Genomic DNA, 21,129 nt, shown 5'->3' on the forward strand with positions numbered 1-21,129 from the left:
GGAATCCAGAACCCTATATTTTTATTAAACACCCATCGGCAAGCGTTCGTCAGTGGCCTGAATCACTAGGTTGGGGACGGGAGAATTCCCAGGGCCAAGGTGGTTGAACTATTGGTCATTGTAGCGAAAGGAGGGCTGCCACCCGCCAAAAGTCATTAATCATCACTGGCAGCAGGCATCCAAGGTTGTTGCGGCAAAAAGGCGCGATCGCGCGGCAGGGGGGCAATGGGTTCTGTGAGGGTAAAACGACCACTGTGGATCCAGTCTTTGAGGACTTCGGCAATGCGCTGACCAAAGTAAAGACTTGTCAGGGGAGCGGTTTGCACAGTTTTGCCTTCAATCTTGATTTTGCCCGACTTGAGTTGGGCATAGTTGACCATGCCGAAGGTAGGACGCACGCGGCGGGGAATTGAAAAGTCAATAACCGGCGCCACCACTTCTTCATCGCGAATGGCACAGCGGGCAATGACCTCTTGATCCAACACCGGCAGCGGAACCCCCACCCCCAACATCAGGGATGCCCCATAGTGCTTGAAATAGCAACCGCGCACCCAAAAGGGATCCATCTGTTTGGCATCACCAATCAGGGCAAGGGTGGCCGCTGGACCAATGGGGGTGTCGTTGGCCAACCGTTTTTGCAAGGGGAAGTGTTGGGTGCCTTCCCACGCCACATAACCAATGCCGCCGCCGAGGAAAATGCGCGTGCCAATCCCCACCAGTCGCAAGTAGGGATCATTCAGTAGAGGCGAGAGGGCACCGCCACAGGCATAGACGGCGTTCCCCAGTTGCGGTTGCAGGGGACCAAGGTAGGTATAAAGCGGGCGATCGCCACCATTCACACCAACAATAAAATTTTGATAAAGATTGCGGGGGTTGTAGAGATAGAACTGATTGATGGTCTGTTTGCTGATCACAGTTTCTAAACTGGCGCGGGGATAACAATCCGTGACATAGCCCACTGCCCGTAGGGGAATGGCTTTACCCGCAATCAAATCGGCAATGACATGGCCACCCCCTCGCTCCCGCAGACTGTCGGCTTCGCCCGCTTCAGAATTGGGGTCAAGGGATTGGGCTGCCCCCAAGTACAGATCGACCGCACCAAAACCACTGTAGGCGGGAATGCCATCGAGCCAGCACTGCCGCAGTTTAATCGGCGGATCCGTAGGTCCTAAGTTAATGATCGCCCCCGAGGACTCCATGGGCTCAAAGGTACCCGTTGTCACCACATCCACTTGGCGGGCGGCCTCAGCAATGCTCAGGCTTTCAAGGCGGGCTTTGAGTTCTGCCAATGTCCAAACCGTGGCCTTGCCCGCTCTAATCTTTTCATTAATTTCGGCAATCGTGCGTTCCACAGGCGTTACCGCAGATCCTCAGGATGGCGAATTTGCCAACTGCCATCGGGGAGCCGTGAGACTTTGCCCCCAAGGCGTTCAATATTCTCTATCGCCGTTTGCCGCGAGCGATCGCTGACCGCATTGACCAGTGCCCAAATCCACGCATTGATCTGTGCCATCCGACTATCGGGATCCCGCCGTAGGGTTTGTGCCAACGAGCGATAATACTCTGCTGCGGCGCGGACTTGGGGATCTGGATTCATTTCTGCCCAAGTCGCCGCGCGATCGTAGGACTCTGCTGCCGCTCGCCCCTTGCCCAAAAAGAGCAATTCATCCATCGCCCGAAATACCCATGCCAAGTAGGCCGTCGGTTGATAGGCGGGATCCATCGCCGCCAGACCCCGATCCATCAAGGCCACAGAAGTTTGCGGCTGTCCTGCATACACCGTAATTGCCGTTGAGAGATAGGGATAGGTTTGAGCAAAGCAGGGGTCTTTAGCGATAATCACCTCAAAGAAAGCAGGTACGTCCTCGTAACCCGTGACTTGGCGGGCAGCGGAATCACCAAAAAACTGCAGAAATTGCAAAAATGCCCAATCGGCAACTAAATTGTCAAAACCAAAGGAAGGGAGATTTGCCAAAAGCCGCATTTGAGTAATCGTTTGGGCATTCTGGCGCTCATATTCGGCATCGGTGAATTGTTCTGCCGTTTGAGCCTGTAACTGACGCAGGGCATCCTGCTGCATAAAGGCAACAATCCCCAAGGCCACAGCCGTCAGACCCAGCCCCACAACCTCTGACCAGCGCCGTCTATTCATGGCTCACCCTCAAGCCAGTTAGGGATTTTTGTTGCTTGCTTCTCCCGGTTCAGTAATCCGTTGAAAGAGATACCCCGTTCCCCGTGCTGTCAAAATTAATTCTGGATTACTGGGGTCTTCCTCTAGCTTAGCCCGCAAGCGGGAAATGTGGACATCCACCACCCGCGTATCCACATGGCGTTCTGGCGTGTAACCCCACACCTGCTCAAGAATTTCTCCGCGTGAGAAGGGTTCCCCCGAGCGACCCACCAGCAATTCCAAGAGCATAAATTCCATGCCCGTGAGGCGAATGCGCTCATCCCCCTTATAGACTTGGCGCTTGTTGGTATCAATGCGGATATTACCCACCTGAATCACCCCAGAGCTAGGAATGCCAGAGGTGCTGGTTTTCTCAATGCGTCGCAGCACCGAGCGAATGCGGGCTTCCAACTCCTTGGGGGAAAAGGGCTTGACCACATAATCATCGGCGCCCAGTTCCAGCCCCGTAATGCGATCGGCGACATCGCCAAGGGCAGTGAGCATAATGATAGGGACATCGGATTCCTTGCGCAGTTCTTGACAGACGCCATAGCCATCTAGTTTGGGCATCATCACGTCAAGCACTACTAAATCTGGCTGCTCCTGCCGAAATGTGGTCAGGGCTTCCTCGCCATCGGCGGCAGTGACGACGGTATAGCCAATCATTGACAGCCGAGTTTCTAAAATCCGGCGAATACTCGCTTCATCATCAACAACGAGTATCTTTTCTTTGTGGCTCTCCAAAGTAACGGACACTCCTACTCAATGAGGACAGTAATGGATAGAAATTAAAATGTGAATTTTTTGTACTCTATCATTTTTTTACTGGCTATAGAAAGACTCCCAGCCCTGACTAGGACGGGATTTTGCGGGTCTTTCAGACTTGAAAATCTTTAACATATTTTAACGTGGTCTTACCCAACAAAAAAACGGACACCCCTGCAAGAGCATCCGCTAGTGTATTGATTCACAAGTGGTTAGTCGCAGCGTTTCCTAGTCGCGGTGGCTTGGCTGAATCCCCACCAATGAGGGCGAGAGACTCGACCAAGATTGCTTCACCAAGTCGGCATCGGCCTTGACACTGCCAATGTAGTTGCCCGCTGGCAGCGTGGGGAAGCGTTTGTAGGGCACGACATCTTCGCCAAAGTAGCGGCTGTACTCAGGGCTATTCACCATCGTTTCGACAGCAGCCTTGAGGCCTTGATCCGCCAAGATTTTGTTGTATTGGCGAATTTCCGCTTGGGTGGCCGGAGCGCGACCGAGGAGGTGACGGAAGAGGAATTCAATCACCTTGGTGTTGGGATAGGGGGTGTAGAAGCGGTTGCGATAGATCTCCGAGCTGGCCAGTGTACGCACAAACTCGCGGACGGTAATTTCACCGTTGCGCAGGCGGCTCTCGAGATCAGGGCGGCGGAACTGGCTGGGCACTTGGCCACTGAAGACATCCATCACTTGGCAGTAGATGGCATTGATCACCAGTTCCACCTCAGCACTAGGGGCACCCACGGTCATGCGGAAAATGCGAGCAGGACGGCGACGGGTGGTACCGACCCCCACTTCCACCGATTGACCATCGCCATTGCGGAAGGAGCGTCCCAATTCGATAAAGCGAGGTTTGCTGGGATCCGCTTGACGCGCTTTGGCCTCTTGCTCGGCGATCGCCCGACTGAGGAGCGGCAGCTTCGTGTTATCGAGGCGAGGTTTCACCGGTGCGAAGCTAGGCACGACAATCGCATCACTTTGCTTCGTGAGTTGATTGTGCAATTTCTCGGTGTTGGGGAAGTTGGCCGCCGGCAAGGTGGGGAAGCGACGATAGGGCACCGTATCCTCGCCAAAGGCTTCAGCATATTCAGCACTACTGACGAGGGCTTGGACAAAGGCCTTTAAGCCTTGGGTGGCAAGAATTTGGTTGTAGCGACGAATTTCCGCTTGATCAAGGGGCGCCCGACCCAAGAAGTGCTTGGTGCCCAGTTCGATGACTTTGGTGTTGGGGTAAGGGGTGTAGAACTCCTTCTGATAGAGTTCCGAGCAACCCAAGGCCTCGATGAACTCCTTAAGGGTGATCTCGCCGTTGCTGAGCTTCGATTCAAGGGCGGTAAATTCATCGCGGACAATGTAGGGGGCAACATCCCGCTCAAAGATTTGGCGATAGGCCGCCTGAATCACCAGTTGTAGATTTTGCCTGTCATTGAGATCCGTGAGCTTGAAGACCTTGGTTTGGTCGCGGCGCTTGCTCACCCCTTGATTGGCACGGAACTGAATTGCTGGCTCGGTTCGCAGTTCGGTCACTGCCCCCAGTTCGACAAAGCGAGGCGTTTCTTCTTTTTCAGGGGGTACGCCAGTTTCACCAATCGTGCCAGTGCGGAGGGATCGCAGAGCCAGACCTTGGGGCGTAATGTAGCGCTCGTAGGGAACTGTGTCCTCGCCAAAGGCTTCGCTATACTCTTGGCTGTCAATGATGGCATCCACCAAGCCATAGAGACCTTTCTTCGAGGCAATGTCGAAGTAGGCATTCATCTCTTGGCGACCATAGGTGGGACGACCCAAGAGGCGACGGTGAATATATTCAATCGCCTTCGTGACGTACAGCGGTGTCCAGTAGAGGCTGCGGAAGAGGTTCGATTTGGCCAAAATCCGCACAAATTCACGGACAGAGATTTCACCATTTTCCAGTTTGATCTCGGCCACCTTTTGGCGCTGCCCTTCATAGACATCGCGGCCAAAGACTTGCAGATAAGCGGCACGAATCACCCGCTGGGTCGAACTTTCAGCAAATTTAACACTATCGCCGCCCGTGGCGATCAAGCGTTTGCCAATGCGGGCATTGATGCTGGGAAGCTGATCCAGTTTGAAGACTTTTGGCCCTAGGCTGCCGGGGGCGACCCCACGCGCTGCGGGATTGCTCACCTGATTGTTGATCCCTGGCCCGCGTGTAATGAGAATGCGGCGGGTGTCTTTGTTGAAGGGTTGGGGGCGAGCACTGGGGTTTTTCTTCTCTTTGGGGAAGATGGCACCAAACTGAATTTCCAAGGGATCGTTGCCGGCACCGTAGGGGTGTTGATCCGGCAGCGGCTGATCCTGAGCGGCAAAGGTGGTGATGAATTGCGGGACTTTGCGGAAGGGAGCACTGTACTTGAAGAGATCCTGTTGGGCACCCCAGTTGCGGCACTCTTGAGCCTCTTGACCCAAACCCCGCAGATAGGGCACCGTCTCTTCACCAAAGTAGTCGCTGTATTCCTTGGAATCCACAAGGGCATCCACCAAGGCAGGAAGACCACCTTTGGAAATAATGGCAAAGTAGGTTTGCACTTCCTCGCGGCTCGACGGCCCACGACCCAAAATATGGCGGAAGGCCAGTTCTAGGGCACGGCTGTTGATATAGGGTTCGTAGAAGTTTTTGCGATAGAGGGGCGACTTGGCCAGTTGGCGAATGAACTCCTTCATGGAGATGGAGCCATTTTTCACCTTAGATTCCAGGTCAGAGATGCCCAAGCCGTAGGCACGGGAGATGTCGCGTTCAAAGATTTGCCGATAGGCGGCTTTGACCACTTCGTTTTTCTCGGCAGCGGATAACCCCGGCTTCATCACAAATTTGGGACGGCGCTCGGCGGCATTGAAGTAAATTTGGGGTAGTTGCAGACCTTGGAGATCGGTAGAGTTGCGCTGCCGCACTTTATCGGAGGGGGCAGGGGCAATAAATTCGTTGATCAAGACTTCAAAGTAGGTGTCCACAATGCCCTTGGCTTCGGCGTCTTTTTCAAAGTAGCTGAGAGCCGCGCGCCGCATTTCCTGTAGGGCAGCAATGGTAGCATCGGTGGAGCAAGCAGCCTCAATGATTTCCCGCAAGCCGCGCGTATTCACCGCCAGAATGTTGGGATCCCCAGCCACAATGGCGTAGGTGGTATAGCGCAGGAACCAATCCAAGTCGCGCAGGGATTTTTCCATGCGAGCAGGGCCATAGCGGGCAATGTTGATTGGTTTGAAGCCCACGGGTGCACCGCCACCGGAGGCACTAAAGACGGAGCGCAAGCCCTCTAGAAATCCACCACGGGTGTCCACATAGGTTGCGATTCCCAGCTTCATGGCTTCTTTGAGGTCAATAGCTTCGCCCCTGGCCCCAGTAGTGAATTGGGGGGCTTCTTCAGTTTGGGGACGGGAGAGGAAGGCCATGGGGGAACCACCGACAAAGATGCGGTTGGCAGCACGGGAAACAATGATGTCGGCGTTGCGGGTGAGGGTGGTGGCAATTTCAAGGCGTTTTGCCCCGGAGCGCAGGTAAACAGCGAGTTCATCCAGTTCACCGCGATTCAGGAAGCGATCCTGCTGTTCGGCTTGAATAATCGTTGAAACGGGGACTGTTTGATAAAGTTGCGGGCGGGCAACCGAGCTTCCACCACTTGCTTTGACAACCATGGTTACTAAGAGGCTCCCTTTACTTTTAGTTAACGCGCTAACTTAGATTAGAACGATTCGGGGGTAGCTCAGCATTTTTTTAAGAAATGTATAAATTTATGGGGATTTGTCGGCGATCGCCCCCCAGCTTTATGAATTTTTGTAATATTCCTTGACGGCTGCGCCCGACCACAACCGATCGCTTAAAAGTGCTGAAAGAGTTGATCGGGCTGCAGGGGCAGCAATTCACCATTGAGCTTGAGTTGCACCCTCTTTTCAGGAATAATTTCCCCGACAATAGCGGCTTGGTCACCCGCTGCCCTACAGAGATCTTGAGCCAAGTCTGGGGCAAGGCACAACACCAGTTCAAAATCTTCACCGCCATAGAGTGCCCAGTTCAACGCTTGGGGGCGATCGCCATAGCTCACCATCGGAATCTGCTCTGCCCAGAGAACTGCACCCACGCCACTGGCTTGACAGAGTTGCAAAACAGCAGCAGCGAGACCATCACTACTATCCATGCCGGCTAGGCGTGGCGGGGGCACCTGTTGACGCAGCCATTGGACAATATCCAATCGCGGTTGGGGACGTTGATGGGCTTGGATCCATGTTTGCCGCAGTTCTGCGGGCACGGTGCTGGCCCACTGGGGATACAAAAGGCACTCGAGACCAGCGCGAGAGGCACCATGAACACCCGTCACGACAATGACATCCCCCACCCGGGCGCGATCGCGATAAATAATCCGCTCTGGCGGCGCACTGCCCAAGACCGTGATGCTGAGACTGAGAACGCTAGAGCGACAGGTATCGCCACCGACAATACTGGTGCCGTAGGCTTGAGCACAGGTAGCCATCCCTTGGTAAATGCCCTCAATCGTTGCCACAGGACAGTTGCGAGGTGCCGCGAGACCCACCGTTAACCCCAAGGGCAATGCCCCCATGGCCGCAAGATCGGATAAATTGGCAGCCAGCGATCGCCAGCCCACATCCACCGGCGTCATCGTTACTGGGGTATCAGTCATGCCTAAACTAAAGTGCACCCCCTCAACCAGCACATCGGTACTGACAACGAGTTGCTCTCCAAGGGGTAGCGACAGAACCGCTGCATCATCGCCAATCAGTTCCCTGTGGCAATAGGGGCGCAGGCGGGCAATCAATTCCAGTTCGCCACAGTCGGCGAGGGTGAGCATCACTAGTCAAACATCCGAAAATAGGGGGGGCGAATGGGGGCGCCGGGTTCTTTTTCGAGATCAAAATTAATCACATCCCAGCGCTCCTCTTGGCTAGCGGGGGGGCTAAACTCAACGGGCAAACCAAACAAGCGCAGCATTTGGGGATCCGTGGGGCCTCGCCAAGGGGTGCTGCGTTCGAGGTAAGAACAAAAGAGATCGCGATAGCGCTCGGCAATAATGACTTTGGTGGCACGGTAGCCTTGGGTGTAGAGGCGATCAAGGGCATCGTGAATTTCAAAGCGAATCCCGTCGGCGTGGGTGTGCTGGCGATACCATTCGCCTTCCCAGAGGCGCCAAATACGACCGGATTGCAGGTGAATCAATTCCCCGGTTTTGGCATCCGCTTCAAAAGGACCGTGGCGCGGGCACAGGTACGTATCGGTGAGGGTCAGGGCGGGAATGACTTGCCGACAGTGGGGACAACGAATTTCAGGACCAAAGATCGGGTAGTGAGAGCCGGATGAGATCATGGACAATTACCACACAGCGGCAGCAAATCCACCGCGATCGCCCCTATTATAGCGAGTGGACTTCAGGAGCGGAAAACAAGGCGCCGTTCCCCCTCAAGTGGGTGGTTTGGGCTACCCTTAAGGGGTGGCAGATGCCAAGATAAAGAAATGTGTAAATTGGGATTGAAGTGTCAAGAATGATCCTTGGGGATGAACAGCGGGACATTTTGATTATTGGTGGCGGCACCATGGGGCTGGCGATCGCCATCGAATTGGCATTGCGGGGGGCACGACCCACCGTTCTCAGCCGCCAGTTTCGGGAAGCAGCACTCCATGCCGCAGCGGGAATGTTAGCTCCCCAAGCAGAAGGTTTGCCAGCAGGTGCCCTGTGGAACTTGTGTACGGCGAGCCGCAATCTCTATCCCAGTTGGATTGATAAGCTTGAGCAACTTACGGGCATGGATGCGGGCTACTGGCCCTGTGGCATTTTGGCACCGGTGACCGATGAGCGGCAGCGCGATCGCTCCCACCCCATGGAACCCGACAGCCGCTGGCTCGATGCGTCTGAGCTGATGAACTATCAACCGGGCTTTGCGACGAGCGTGCTAGGAGCCTGGTGGTTTCCCCAAGATGGTCAGGTGAATACGCGCAACTTGGCCAAGGTCTTGGTGAGTGCCGCTCGCATTCTAGGAATCGAAGTGATTGAGGGCATTGGTGTCCAGCGGTTTCAGCAAACCCCCCAAGGGGAGATTACAGCGCTAGAGAGCGATCGCGGGCGTTGGTCTGCAGGGATTTACATTCTGGCCACAGGGGCATGGGCACAAAGCCTCCTTCCCCTACCCGTCACCCCCCGCAAGGGACAAATGTTGGCACTCAAACCAGCGGGGCAACCCCTGTTAAACCATGTGATCTTTGGCGATCAACTCTATCTCGTACCGCGTCGCTCTGGCAACGTGGTGGTGGGCGCCACCAGCGAGGATGTCGGTTTTCAAGAGGGAACCACGGTTGCTGGCCTGCAAGCACTCCTGAATCGTGCCACCGCCATTATTCCAGAATTGGCCAGTTACGAGGTCATTGATACGTGGTGGGGCTATCGTCCAGCTACCCCCGACGATTTACCGATTTTGGGAGAAGGGCCAGCGGCCAATCTTTACTTGGCAACGGGGCATTACCGTAATGGCATTTTGCTTGCCCCGATTACAGCCAAGCTGATGGCCAACTTGATCCTGCACCAGACGGGCGATCGCCACCTGAAAGCCTTTTCGTGGCAGCGATTTCAAGCTCCGTCAGCAACCAGTGCCTAGGCAGTGACCAACTCAGGGCTGGGGCGTTTGCTATTGCGGATACCGGCGATCGCGGCGGCGTAGTCGGGGGCATTAAAGACGGCTGAACCGGCCACAATGGCATTAGCGCCCGCTTCGAGGACTTGCCACGTGTTATCTACCTTGAGACCACCATCCACCTCAATCCATGGGTCTAGGCCGCGCTCGTCGCACAGTTGCCGGAGTCGCCGAATTTTTGGCAGCACTGCTGGAATAAACTTCTGACCACCAAAGCCGGGGTTGACACTCATAATCAAGACGAGGTCGCAGATATCAAGGACGTACTCAATGAGTTCAAGAGGGCTAGAGGGATTGAGTACTACCCCCGCCTGTTTGCCCAGTTCGCGGATTTGACAGAGGGTGCGATGCAGGTGAGGCGAGGCATTGTGTTCAGCATGGACAGAGATAATATCCGCCCCCGCCTTGGCAAAATCGGCCACGTATTTTTCTGGCTCGACAATCATTAAGTGCACATCGAGGGGCTTTTGGGTCAAGGGGCGAATTGCCTCAACAATCAATGGCCCAATCGTGATATTGGGAACAAAACGACCATCCATCACGTCCACATGAATCCAGTCGGCTCCCGCCCGATCCACCGCTTGGATCTCTTCACCCAAACGACTGAAGTCCGCAGAGAGAATAGAGGGAGCAATCACGACGGGCTTAGCACTCATGACCGATTGATTCCGTAAATAACGTTACAGTTGTTCTCAGTGTACCGAGCGATCGCCCCCACAGCAACTCTGCGCTGCAAAGACCACTTTAGCAACTGCCTATGCATAGCCACTGCCAGCCAACGGTACATTTTATAGTAGGCAACAGAGAGCACGTCTGCACCACCAGACCATCATCCAAGGGTGAGACACCAAATGTTCAAGCAACGCACCAAGATGATCACCATTGTAGCCGGGTTGCTGGCCTCAGCAATCAGTAGCTGTGGCTTCATGGTCACTGAAACAGAAATAACGGATCAACCCATTGCTCCCCCCACATCAGCTCCGACGACACCTGAACCCACCGAACCCAGCGCTGCTGGATCTGCAGTTGCCGCCTTAACCCCACCCACCAACCCCAAAACCTACATTGAGGGACTCTCGAATACGGGTCGCCCGAATCCTTTTGAGCCTGTTCCGCTACTAGACACGGGTAGTGTTGAGAATGGCGGCAGGGAAAATGGTCCCACAGTTGAAGGAGGGGGCAAGGGCGCTTCTGGAAGAGTGGACAATCGTGGTACCGCCAGCCGACCGACACCCCCCCCGCCACCGCCCCCACCCGTTGACGCCCAAGCTGTGAAAGTTTTTGGTGTGGCTGCGGTGAATGGTCGTCTCCAAGCAATTATTCGCTCACCCAAAGAGAATGTCACCCGTACTGTGCAGGTGGGGGATACGATCGCCGGCAATGTGCTTGTTCGTGGGATTGATGCCTATGACACCACACCCGCAGTGGTTTTGGAGCAATTTGGCCAAACCGTGCGCCTCACGGTTAGTCAGCCCACTACTGCCCAAGGGGCAACGCCACCAGCAATCTAGGGCTAACTGTGAATCCGAGGCAAGGGGTAGGGCGTGCTGAGAATTTGACTTTCAAGGGCAGCCAACTGCTGCAATCGCTCTGCCACCACCGCTGGGCCAAAGGACTCATAGGCTAGATACCAATAGGTGCCATAGTGGCGTGCCTCAGAGGTTACTAAGCTAGCAAAGAACTCCGCTAGCTCCCGATCTGGGCAGTGCTGAGCCAACAGTTGCAACCGTTCGTGACTGCGGGCTTCAATCAACGCGCAAACCAATAGGGTATCCAAGAAGCGCTGGGGTTCCCCCTGGCGGACAGCGGCATTCAAGCGGGAAGCGTAGGGGGGCGCACTTAGGGGCGCAAGGGCAATGTGGCGGCGCTCGAGTTGCTGATTGACTTGGCGAAAGTGATCGAGTTCCTCTTGGGCAATATCGGTGAGGGCATCCACTAAGGGCTTGTGGGAAGGATAGCGAAACATGAGATTGATAGCTACACCAGCCGCTTTGCGCTCACAGTGGGAGTGATCGAGCAAAATCGTATCTAGGTGAGCGATCGCTTGCTCTACCCACTCAGGACGGGTAGGTTGCACAAGAAACTTAATGCGAACGGGTATCTCAATCACGGCGGCGCTGGATGGTGAGCACAGAACAGTGGGCATTGTGGAGCACATAGTTGCTGACACTACCGAGGAAAAATTCACTCAAGCCCTTGAGACCCCGCCGCCCCAGCACAATCAAATCACTTTCCCAATCTTTGGCCAGATCACAAATGGCACGACCCGCATCCCCCAAGGCTTGGGTAAATTCTGTGGGCACCCCCTTTTCAGTGGCAATTTGGGTGAGGTTACGCAGCATATCCAAGCCTTTTTGCTCAAAGTTTTCCCACTGCTCCGCATAGGCACGCATCACTTCCTCGTGGAGTCCCACATAGACTCCCGACGCCAAGGGGGTGGCAAAGATCGGGTCAGGATAGGATTCATTCGTGGGCGAGAGGACATGAATCAGCATCATGCGGGCTTGGTAGCGCTGTGCCAAATCCAGCGCGCTTTCAAACACGTGTTCTCCCAGTTCACTGTCGTCAACTGCGACGAGAATTTTTTTATACATACTGCCCTCCAAACGCCCTGTGGTTCGCCTACAGCCTTTTTTACAGCCATTGCCTATAACTGAGAGCTACTTGCCCCCCTTCCTAAAAGCTGATCAGGTCTCCTCAACCGTATAAGACTGTACTTATAGCTTAGAGGATGGCCAAAGGAGTGAAGCCTAATATTTGTAACGTAGATTACTTTTGGGCAACCGTAATTGCCATGAGTCCCCCCAGCAGAGGGTAGTGTTTCACGCTTTCAAAGCCCGCTTGTTGAATCAGTTCCCGGAGGGTAGGGGGGGTGGGAAAGGCCTGAATGCTCGGCCACAAATAGTCATACTCTGCTGCCAAACCATACTGACGTGCGGTAGGCACTACCCACTGTTGCAGGTACCATTGCTGAAATTGCTGGAGTGCTGGCGTTTGGGGATGGCTAAAGTCGAGAATTACTGCCCGCCCAGCGGGGACAAGCAGCCGAAACATTTCCTTGAGGGCTTGGGGAATATCTGCCACATTGCGCAGCCCGTAGCCGATCGTGATGCCCTGAAATGTTTGATCCCCAAAGGGTACTGCTAAAGCATCTCCTTGGAGCCATTCAATTTGGGGATAATGGTCACTGCGTTGGCGGGCGATCGCCAGCGGTGCCGCAGCAAAGTCTAACCCCACCACCCACCCCTGCCGCCCCACCCGCCGCGCCAGCATACAAGTCAAATCGCCTGTGCCACAGCAGAGATCCAAAGCCGTTGCCCCTGCGGGGAGTTGGAGCCAGTCCACGGCCATCTGTTTCCAGACATGGTGAAGGCCAAAGCTCAGTTGATCATTGAGGCGATCGTAGAGGGGGGCAATGCGCTCAAACAGGGCTTGGATATCAGTCATGGTTTAGCCTTAGCGCTGGCGACGCTGACGCAAATACTTCGCCTCACGGCGCAACTGCTGAAAGTACTCCGTTTCGGTAATTTCTGCAACCTGCTGCCGCCGTTTTTCGTGATCAATTTCTACCCTTAGCTTTTCGATTTGCTGCTGCATCGCTTGCTCACGCTGTTTACGCTCAGTAATGTCTTGCACTAATCCTTCATAGTAGGAAATCTTGCCGTCGGTATCCAAGACGGCTCGCATATTCAACTCAATCCAAATGATCTGGCGATCGCGCCGATAGGCCTTGAATTCAAAATGCCCCGTTGCTGCGCCAGTCGCAAAATGAGTCAGAATCTCATCGCGGGTGCTGGGTACCACATAGATTTGGTCCGGAATACTGGCGACGGTCTCCACCATTTCTTCAGGAGAGTCAAAGCCAAAAATCTGGGCCATAGCGGCATTGACCCGAATAAACCGATTGTCGGTTGAGGCTTGAAAAATCCCCTCAAGGGCATTCTCAAAGATACTACGGTAGTTTTCCTCAGCAATGCGCAGTGCTTCCTCGGCACGAATGCGATCGCTAATATCAATGCCGACCGCAACCGTATGGGTACCCTGCATATACTTCTGTAAGGCCACAAGATAAAACATGGTTTGACCATCGCGCTTAACAGAGATCACCCGTGAGGCAAACTGTTCAGGAGAATCAACAAATGCCTGCATAAAGGCTGTCAGCTCCCCATCGTCACGCAGGAAGCCCAAGGGACGCCCAATAAAAGCCTCTGGCGGCAGATTCAAGGTTTCTGCCAACTTGCGATTCACCCCCTTATAGATGCCCTCGGCATTAATCCACGAGATCGTACCAGGTACAGCATTGAGGACTGCCTCAAACTGTTCATTGGCCTCAATCAGTTCATCGCGAATCTGCTCAAGGGAGTGATTTTTTTGGGCTAACTCCTCAAAGGAGATACGCAACTGGCGTATCATGGCATTAAAGGAATTCGCCAGTTCCCCCACCTCATCAAGGGAGTGCACCTGAACCAGTGTCGTCAAATCCCCTGCCTGCACGCGGCGGGTTGAAGTCGCCAAGGATTGAATGGGTTTGACAATGGCATTGGCCGTGAGATAGGCCCAAGCACTGGCCAACAACAGGGCGCCAAGGGTGATGGTGAAAGCCACCAACCGTTTCTGGGTGGCCATAGTATCAATCCACGCTTGGGACTTCCCCACAAAGGCGATACCAATGGGCGGTGGATGCGGCAGATCGAGCTGCTGGCGAAAGTCCTGTAAGGGGCTGTAAATGCTTGTGTAGGGAGCGCCGACAATATTGGTTGTGCCGACAAACCTTTTGCCTTGATTCAGAACTTGAGTTGCCACTTCGCGAGCCGCGCGGGTACCAAGGGCACGAGTCTGACCATCTGTATAGGGGACATTGGTGGCAATGCGCAAATCTTGCGCAAAAATCGTCGCTACTGTATCAACCACAGACCATTCCGTGGTGCTATCCACAACATCAGGCATATTGTTGAGCAAAACGCCCGTCAGGATCAGACCCAAAAACTGGTTATTTTCATAGAGGGGTTTTGCAGCGAAGGCCAATAGGCCAATATTGCCCTCCTCAATGGGATAGGTACCTGCAGGGGCTGGCCGCTGCTGGGGGGGTAGAGTTGCGATGGGTTGAGGACGCAACATGATCTTGGCTTGCGGGGCTAAGCCCAGTTCTTGTAACTGTTCACGATTGAGGAGCACCAGACCGCTAATCATTTGCTGGCGATCGCGAGCCACTGGAAACATCGGTAAGTGAGCAATACTGCTGGCTTGATGTGGGCTGAGACGATAATAGGAATGGGTTTCGGGGGTTAAGTCGAGGAGTGCCTCCCCCGCTTTGGCCAAGACCATTGTTTGCTGTGCCAGTACCTTACCCCTCGCATCGGTCACCAGCATCAGGTTCATGGGGCGTTCAGTTGTGTCCACTTCCCTAAGAATCTCTTGGATAGTGGCGGGATTTAGAACTGTGACAAGGGATTGACCCACATGTTGTGACTGCATCCCACTGTGAATTAAGAGAGCTTGGATGCGAGCCTCATAGGTCAAGTTGTCGATTTCCCACTGCAAATCCTTCAAACTAGCGCGCAGTTGCTGACCGAGCTGATGCTCAAAGCTCCGGTAGCTGACCTGAATGAGCGCTTCAGTAATGATCACGGCTGGAAAGAGCGCCGCAAGAGCTAAGGCTAAGGTAAATTTCCAACGCAGACTTAACCGCTGCCATGGGATCGAGAATTGTTGAAATAAGGCTCTTGCGGAATTTTTCATCAAGATTGATACCAAGGCTACTGCAACTGCCGCAATTGTCACCGTCCAAGCTTGAGCGTTGCTGGCAGTACACTGATCTTAGACGACATTAAAAACGGTAACGGAATTCAATAAAGCCTGTGCCCTGACCACTGGTGCTTACCTGTCCGCCAAGGCGAATCTGCTCTGTTACCTGAAACCCAAGGTTAAACCGCGTCGGATCATTGGGGGCGGTTAGCAACTGCAAGAGGGAGACTGAGGTAAAACTGTTCACTTGAAAACCCAGTTCAGCCCCCACGGCAAGGGTTGGGGCTTGGCTTTGGGCTTGGCGATCGGGGGGCACCACGGCTGGAAAAATCCGAAAGGAAGTGCGGTTACCCGTGGCCTGATCAATCAATGCCTGCAGGTTGTTGAAAAGAGCCGATCCGGCAAGACTAGCCACCGCCACTTCTCCCCCCACTTGGTTGAGATTTGCGATTGAGCCACCGCCCATCAAGGCAAGGAGTTCAGTCGTGCTGCGGGAAGGGGTACTGGATAGCTCAAGCACTGCGGGCAAATTGGTTTGGAACTGACTGGCACGACCATTAATGCGGGCAGTAATGCGAACGGTATTCAGCGTCCCTAAACGGGTGTCCGTTACGGAACCCACATCGGAGAGTCGCGTCACGGTGCCGGGGGTATAAACTTCGGTGGCAGTGGCAGCAAGGGTGAGGTTGAGTTCGGGATCCAAGCCATTGGCGGGGGTAAAGAGCACATAGTTATCCGCTCGCCGCTGGAGCAAAAAGAGGGTGGTGAACAGATTCAGTTGCCCTCCCGTGAGGCGAATTTTACCGTTAGGCTGGAGACTATCGAGACCCCCATTGAGGGTTAAACTGCCAGTGGCCGTTAAGTTGAGAACGGGCGATCGCGTCACCCGCAAGGAATCTGAGAGATTAATTGCCAAGTTATCAAAAGCTACGGGTTTAAAGGGACTGTCAGCAGGCGTGGCTAATCCATTGTTATTGGCAACACCATTGATAGCGCCCAAATCCAATTGGCCTTGGCTGAGTTGGACACTGCCCCCCAGATTGGGACTCAGGAGTGTACCTGTGATCACGAGTGTGCCATCTACGGTACCGCGATAGATATTGCCGGCATTCACTTGCAATCGTCGCAGGGAAGCGGTGAGGGGGGTCGCAGCATCAGGATCATCTGGGGGCAAAGGAGCTTGAATTGGCAACACCCCTGCCATGGTCATTTGCCCTTGGCTAAAGAGACCTTGAATTCCATCCACCCGCAGGCGATCGCGATCGAAGCGCACGCGCGCACTGAGATTGGTCATCGGTTCCTCAAAGGCGGGGGTTTTAATCACCGCATCATCCACACTAAGAACGCCATTCACAATGGGGTCTTCCCATGTGCCCCGCAGTTGGGCTTGGAAAAGTCCCTTTCCTTGTTGCCATTGCACCTGATCCGTAAAGAGGTTGATCAAGGACAATCCCTCATCCTTGAGGCTGATATCTAGGGCTAACTGCGGATCCACCACTGGTCGCGGGTCAAGGGGATAGATTAAGGGAACCGAACCTGTCAGCATCAGCGGTTCTGGCGTATCCAAGCGGGCGATCGCCTGAAGGGCAAGACGGTTTTGGGCATAGCGGAATGCGGCATTCGCTGCCTCCAAGGGACGTTGATTCAAGCGACCTTCCGCAAGGGTAGCTTCACCTGCGAGAATGGGCTGCTGCCATGAGCCAGTCAATACTGCTTGGGCATTCACCTTACCTTCCACATCCACCCCCGGCGGCAAAAGACTTGCCACAAGACTCACAGGAAGTTGCTTTAGCCGCAGTTGGGCATTTTGCCGGTTACCACCAAGAATGCCATTGATGTTTAATTGCCCACCGTTCACGAGCAGATTGAGGGTCGTCAGCACCAGTTGATTTTGGGCAAAGCGACCGCGGCTCAGAAACTGCTCAACTTGGTAATTTCCCCACTGCCAATTAGTACCCTTGAGATCGAAGTTAGCCACCAGACCTGACTGCGGGGTTTGACTCAGATTGATTTGGCCATTAAAAATGCCCTGAAGTTGATCCAAGGGGGGCAGCAGCTCCGGCCGCCGCACCAAAGCCGCTTGGGCTTGCAGCATCTCAATTTCGGCAAGGCGGCGAATTTGTGTTAGCAGTGAGACTTGCAGACCTTGCCCTGCTGTCGGCGTGCCTAAATCTGCGGCAGTGCCCCGAGCGGTGGGTTGACCAATCCCGAGGACAGTGGCGAGTCCCGCCAAATCGGCTAAATTCCCTTGGGCAATCGTCAACTGCGCCCCCAATTGCTGAGGCTGGAGATCGGCAGTGAATTGATAGCGACTTTCCCCTTTTGCAAAAAGGCCGGATTGAATCGTCAGCCGATCGCGACTCAGACGAAATTGCGCTTGCAAGCGATCGCCCCGCCATGCCCCTAACCCCAGTTGCTCTACAGTAAAACTGCCCTGCCCCCTTGTCCAATTTTGCAACTGTAGATTGCCAGAGGCGACTCCTGCGAGAATGGCATCCTTAGGGAGTTCCGGGGGCCGTAACCGCAGGGATTCCACAGGAAACTGCTGGAGACGCAGATCAAAGGTCTCCCCTTGACGCTGACCCATCAGTTTCGCCTGTTGCCGTTGAATCAGCAGTGAGCGGGGTAAGCCATCGGTATCCAAACGAAACGCCAAGTGATCGCCGCCCCCCTGTAAATTGAGGGTTGCCCCCTGTTGTTGGCCCAAGGTGACCGTGCCCGTGAGTTGAGGGGCAAAACGCAAATCATTCACGGCCAATCCTTGGGTGAGCAGTGTCCCCTGAAACTGGAGCCTATCGAGGCGGCCTGTGAGTTGGCCTTGAAAGGAAGTGGTGCCTGCAAGGGTGAGGGGAACGGGGAGATTCGGTTTCAAGAGGGTGCTTAAGGTGCTCAGGGGGAGATTTCTGGCTTGGATGCCCAGTTGAATGTCAGTGGGTTGCAAGGCCGCTAAATCAACGCCAATAGTGCCTTGGGCGCGGATCGGACCGAGGGTGGCTTCTTGGACTTGCAATTGCTGACCATCCCAGTTCACAACTGCCATCAGCGGATCACCCGTGGGGGTTTGATCCACTTGAAGATTGGCACTGGCTCGAATCGCTGGTAGCGTCAGTTGATCCACCGGTCCTTGGGCGATCGCCTGCCCCCTGAGATGACCTTGTAAATCTTGATTCAACTGTCGTAGGGGAATATTCTCGGCCTGAGCTTGTAACTGCCACTGACCGGCGGCAGCTTGCACTTGACCCCGTAGACTCCCCCCCAGAAATTGCATTTGAAACTCAGGGATCACCAGTTGCGTTTGCGTCAGACGGGCAGTGCCCTGCAGTGGATATTGAGCCGTCGGCAGTTGAAAGGCCACATTGGCCTGCCAAGCCTCTGGGGTACGCAGATTGCCACCAAAGTCCAGTTGTGCAAACCCCTCCCCTAGGGACACGGGCAGAGCCACATCATAGCGGCGGGCGATCGCCTGAAGATTTACCTGCTGCACTTGTGCTTGGCCGCGAAACTCCCCCGTGGGCTGTACCCCTACCGTTGCCTGTACCTCCCCCCCATCCACCAACTGGGCGCGGACATCCATCAGCCTAACCCCTTGATCAAGGGACGCCATAAACGGTAGCCGTACTTGTTGCAGTTGCAGTTGATCCACTTGGAGCGGCGTTGGGCTGCGCAGTTCACCCATGACTTGGGGATTCTCCAGATCCCCCTGCAAGCGGAGCGTTGGAACTTCCACTTGACCCCGAAGGGGAACAGGTAGCGTAATTTGCAACGCCGTTAAGGTGGGGGCGAGATCAAACTTCGGTACTTGCGCTTCAATGTTCCAGCCGCTTTGGAGACCGACGGTTCCTTGAGCCTGCCAGCGGACATTGGCGATCGCCCCGCGCAAATAGTGCAGCTTCGCCTGATTGGCCTGCAATTGCACATGGGCTTGTAATCCCTTGATGTCTTGGGGCACAAAGGCCGTGCGTAAAGTACCATCCCGCAACCAAATTTGACCCGTGACTTCAGGGGTTTCGGGCAAGGACAGACGAACCCGCACCTGTCCCTCCAGTTGGCCGCCTTGGACACGAATTGTCTCTGGCAGAATCTCATTCCCCAGCGCAAGGGGAATCTTGCTGAAGCGCAAATCCAGTTGCCCCATTTCTTGGGGTTGGTTCCAGTGCCCCTGCAATCGCCATTGGCCACCCCCGGCCAGTTGTCCTTCCGCCTGACCTTCGAGGGCAAAATTCTGGCGATCGAGCGTCAGGGTCAATCCGCCATGAATTTGGCGCAGCAGGTAGGAAGGACGCTGGAAGGGTTGAATCAGTACAGAGGCATCGCGCACCTTCACCCTAATTTGCTTCAGTTGAAAAAAGCTCGGCTCCTCCTCTGGCAGCTTAACTTCCGTGCGCCACCACCGCCCTTGGGCATCCTGAACCACCGTGAGTTGGGGTTGGTGGAGGGTCACGTCGAGATCTAATTTTCGACCTGTCAAGAGCTGCCATGGATTAAAGGCGACCTCAATGCCGTTGATTAGGGCATTGTCCAATTCTGGGCTACCCTCTTCTGGCGTGTAGCTGGGAACCGCTGAGGAGCCAAAACGAACAACATTCAGCCCGACGTGCTCGACGCCGCCAATTTCCACTGGCCGATTGAAACGCTGTTGTAGTTGTTGGGCAATTTCAGGAGCCAATTCATAGCGCACGAACCACCACGCCCGCGTTCCACCCGCGATCGCCCCTAGCACCACCAAGGCAATAATTCTCCATCCCCACTGACGAGACCAAAGAGTGGAGGGGGGTTGTGGTTGCTGCGTCATTCATCCCAACTCCGTCACGCCTAGGCGAGAAGCCCAACGGCTCAATCTTAATACGCAGAACAAAGGCGCGTCTTTCTAAATTTGATCGCCTAAGCCATTGGCGGGTTCTGGGAAATTCAAGAAACGCTAGGATAAAAGGGTGAACGTAAAGAAATGTAACAAAATGAGTGCCTTAACGGATCGTGTGGTGTTAGTGGTAGGTGCCACGGGTGGCATTGGTCAAGCAGTTGTTGAGCAACTCCAAGAAACGGGTGCCAAGTTGGTCTTAGCGGCTCGCTCGAGCGATCGCCTGCAAGCTTTGGCAGCGCAGCTTCCCTCCTCAGTAACCGTACAAATTCAGCCCTGTGACATCACCCAACCGCAGCAAGTAAGCGAATTGATGCAAGCCATCCGCAGTGAGCACGGACAACTCGATGTATTGATCAACGCGGCGGGGGCTGGCCTCCTCAAACCCTATCAAAAAATTACTGCGGCTGAACTGGATCAGATGTTAAATCTCAACCTCAAGGGCTGCTTTTACACCACCCAACAAGCTGCTGAACTCATGAAAGAGCAACAGCAGGGACACATCTGCACCGTTGTCGGCATCCTCGGTAAACATTCAATGGCGATGGGGTCAGCCTACTGTGCCGCGAAATTTGGAGTCGTGGGCTTCAGCAAGTGTATGGCCGAAGAACTCAAGCGCTATGGTATTCGCTTTAGTCTTTTCTACTTTGGGGGTGTGGATACGCCCTTTTGGGATGCTGTCAGCCTCAAAATTGATCGCCAGAAACTGCTGCGGCCCGCCACCGCTGCCCGCTTCATCCGCGCTGCCCTAGAGACGGATCCCCATGCGGTTCCCCTTGAGTTGAGCTTGATGCCTGATAGCCACGTCTTCTTCTAATCCTGTGGGTAGCGATCGGGGTTCTTTTCCATATACGGGGGCATAGGGGATAAGCTAAGCCGGTTTTGTGTGTTAAATTAACAACTTAACCACGGAGTCCCGCTATGCCCACGTTTGATATTATAG

General features: G+C 54.5%; 15 protein-coding genes. 3 read left to right on the forward strand and 12 right to left on the reverse strand.

The genetic code is table 11. From position 1 onward, the window contains the following. Positions 1 to 155: 155 nt before the first annotated feature. From IGQ15_RS10110 to IGQ15_RS10135, 6 genes are all read right to left on the reverse strand, one after another. On the reverse strand, positions 156 to 1,352 hold the full coding sequence (locus IGQ15_RS10110) for a homocysteine biosynthesis protein (RefSeq protein WP_297051384.1): 1,197 nt from the start codon (positions 1,350 to 1,352) through the stop codon (positions 156 to 158). 5 nt (positions 1,353 to 1,357) lie between these two features. Continuing rightward, positions 1,358 to 2,152, reverse strand: coding sequence for a hypothetical protein (locus IGQ15_RS10115; RefSeq protein ID WP_297051386.1), 795 nt, complete (start codon positions 2,150 to 2,152; stop codon positions 1,358 to 1,360). An 18-nt stretch (positions 2,153 to 2,170) separates the two neighbouring features. Further along, positions 2,171 to 2,914: a response regulator transcription factor RpaB gene (rpaB, locus tag IGQ15_RS10120; RefSeq protein ID WP_250683711.1), complete on the reverse strand. Its 744-nt coding sequence runs from the start codon at positions 2,912 to 2,914 to the stop codon at positions 2,171 to 2,173. A 249-nt stretch (positions 2,915 to 3,163) separates the two neighbouring features. Beyond that, on the reverse strand, positions 3,164 to 6,583 hold the full coding sequence (locus IGQ15_RS10125; RefSeq protein WP_297051388.1) for a phycobilisome rod-core linker polypeptide: 3,420 nt from the start codon (positions 6,581 to 6,583) through the stop codon (positions 3,164 to 3,166). A 182-nt stretch (positions 6,584 to 6,765) separates the two neighbouring features. Beyond that, positions 6,766 to 7,755: a thiamine-phosphate kinase gene (thiL, locus tag IGQ15_RS10130; protein WP_363315843.1), complete on the reverse strand. Its 990-nt coding sequence runs from the start codon at positions 7,753 to 7,755 to the stop codon at positions 6,766 to 6,768. Then, positions 7,755 to 8,264 (reverse strand): TIGR02652 family protein, encoded by a 510-nt coding sequence (locus IGQ15_RS10135; protein ID WP_297051390.1) that lies wholly within the window; start codon positions 8,262 to 8,264, stop codon positions 7,755 to 7,757. The genes thiL and IGQ15_RS10135 overlap by 1 nt, the downstream gene beginning before the upstream one ends. Positions 8,265 to 8,440: 176 nt before the next feature. On the opposite strand from IGQ15_RS10135, the gene thiO reads away from it, so the two are divergent. Next, complete coding sequence (gene thiO, locus IGQ15_RS10140) at positions 8,441 to 9,547, forward strand: glycine oxidase ThiO (RefSeq protein ID WP_297051411.1); 1,107 nt, start codon at positions 8,441 to 8,443, stop codon at positions 9,545 to 9,547. Here thiO and rpe read toward each other — a convergent pair. Continuing rightward, positions 9,544 to 10,239 carry a ribulose-phosphate 3-epimerase gene (gene rpe / locus IGQ15_RS10145; RefSeq protein ID WP_297051392.1) on the reverse strand — a complete coding sequence of 232 codons (696 nt, stop codon included), beginning with the start codon at positions 10,237 to 10,239 and terminating at the stop codon, positions 9,544 to 9,546. The genes thiO and rpe overlap by 4 nt on opposite strands. Positions 10,240 to 10,434: 195 nt before the next feature. Between rpe and IGQ15_RS10150 the strand changes: the two genes are divergently transcribed. Then, a complete protein-coding gene (locus IGQ15_RS10150; protein ID WP_297051394.1) occupies positions 10,435 to 11,094 on the forward strand; it encodes a hypothetical protein in 660 nt (219 codons plus the stop codon). A 2-nt stretch (positions 11,095 to 11,096) separates the two neighbouring features. On the opposite strand, the gene miaE is transcribed toward IGQ15_RS10150, so the two are convergent. From miaE to IGQ15_RS10175, 5 genes are all read right to left on the reverse strand, one after another. Beyond that, positions 11,097 to 11,729, reverse strand: a complete 633-nt coding sequence (gene miaE, locus IGQ15_RS10155) for a tRNA isopentenyl-2-thiomethyl-A-37 hydroxylase MiaE (protein WP_297051395.1) — start codon at positions 11,727 to 11,729, stop codon at positions 11,097 to 11,099. Beyond that, positions 11,686 to 12,177, reverse strand: a complete 492-nt coding sequence (locus tag IGQ15_RS10160; RefSeq protein WP_297051397.1) for a universal stress protein — start codon at positions 12,175 to 12,177, stop codon at positions 11,686 to 11,688. The genes miaE and IGQ15_RS10160 overlap by 44 nt, the downstream gene beginning before the upstream one ends. A gap of 175 nt (positions 12,178 to 12,352) precedes the next feature. Beyond that, positions 12,353 to 13,030 (reverse strand): bifunctional demethylmenaquinone methyltransferase/2-methoxy-6-polyprenyl-1,4-benzoquinol methylase UbiE, encoded by a 678-nt coding sequence (gene ubiE, locus IGQ15_RS10165; protein ID WP_297051399.1) that lies wholly within the window; start codon positions 13,028 to 13,030, stop codon positions 12,353 to 12,355. 9 nt (positions 13,031 to 13,039) lie between these two features. Further along, positions 13,040 to 15,322, reverse strand: coding sequence for a PAS domain S-box protein (locus IGQ15_RS10170; RefSeq protein ID WP_297051401.1), 2,283 nt, complete (start codon positions 15,320 to 15,322; stop codon positions 13,040 to 13,042). An 88-nt stretch (positions 15,323 to 15,410) separates the two neighbouring features. After that, positions 15,411 to 20,120, reverse strand: coding sequence for a translocation/assembly module TamB domain-containing protein (locus tag IGQ15_RS10175; RefSeq protein ID WP_297051402.1), 4,710 nt, complete (start codon positions 20,118 to 20,120; stop codon positions 15,411 to 15,413). A gap of 163 nt (positions 20,121 to 20,283) precedes the next feature. Here IGQ15_RS10175 and IGQ15_RS10180 point away from each other — a divergent pair, with 163 nt between their 5' ends. Then, on the forward strand, positions 20,284 to 21,003 hold the full coding sequence (locus tag IGQ15_RS10180) for an SDR family oxidoreductase (RefSeq protein ID WP_297051405.1): 720 nt from the start codon (positions 20,284 to 20,286) through the stop codon (positions 21,001 to 21,003). Positions 21,004 to 21,129 lie beyond the last annotated feature (126 nt).

Source organism: Thermosynechococcus sp. M98_K2018_005 (assembly GCF_015295825.1).
GTDB lineage: Bacteria > Cyanobacteriota > Cyanobacteriia > Thermosynechococcales > Thermosynechococcaceae > Thermosynechococcus.